This is a genomic window from Mucilaginibacter sp. GW821-FHT07G05 (assembly GCF_059418565.1).
The window spans coordinates 1-842 of sequence record NZ_JBWKQC010000025.1; the positions used below are offsets into that span (position 1 = coordinate 1).

At 49.3% G+C, this 842-nt stretch carries 1 protein-coding gene; it reads left to right on the top strand.

The annotated features are described in order from the left end of the window. Positions 1-842 (top strand): phosphohexomutase domain-containing protein (locus AC07NA_RS26230; RefSeq protein ID WP_494901028.1); only part of this gene is annotated, 842 nt, incomplete at both ends.

An 842-nucleotide genomic window follows, 5' to 3' on the forward strand; every position in this document is an offset into this window, starting at 1 on the left:
GAACAGGCGGCAGGCGGTATTATATTAACTGCCAGCCATAACCCCAAACAATGGAACGCGCTGAAACTGCTGAACGAAAAAGGCGAATTTATTAATGATGCCGATGGTAAAGAAGTACTGGAAATAGCCGAGAACAGCGATTTTACTTATGCCGATGTAAACAACCTGGGCAAGGTAACTAACGACGATACTTACCTTCAAAAACACATCGACCAGATACTGGCCCTGCCACTGGTAGATAAGGAAGCAGTAGCGAAAGCCAACTTCAAAATAGTGATCGACTGTGTGAACTCCACTGGCGGCATCTTTGTACCGGCACTGCTGAAAGCACTGGGCATAAATACGGTACACGAACTATACTGCGAACCGGATGGAGAGTTCCCGCACAACCCGGAACCATTGCCGGAGAACCTGATCGCGCTATCGCAGGAAGTAACGAAGAAACAAGCCAACCTGGGCATAGCGGTAGATCCCGATGTAGACAGGCTATGCTTTGTATGCGAAGACGGCAGCATGTTCGGCGAAGAATATACGCTGGTAGCCGTAGCAGATTATATACTGCAGCATACCAAAGGCAATACGGTATCCAACCTCTCATCCACAAGGGCACTAAGGGATGTCACCGAAAAAGCAGGCGGAACCTACCATGCAGCAGCAGTAGGCGAAGTAAATGTGGTGAACAAGATGAAGGAAACCAACGCGGTAATCGGCGGAGAAGGCAACGGGGGAGTGATCTACCCGGAACTGCATTACGGCAGGGACGCGCTGGCAGGTATAGCCTTATTCCTGACCCATCTGGCAAAATATAATAAGCCGGTATCGGTATTAAGGAGTTCGTATCC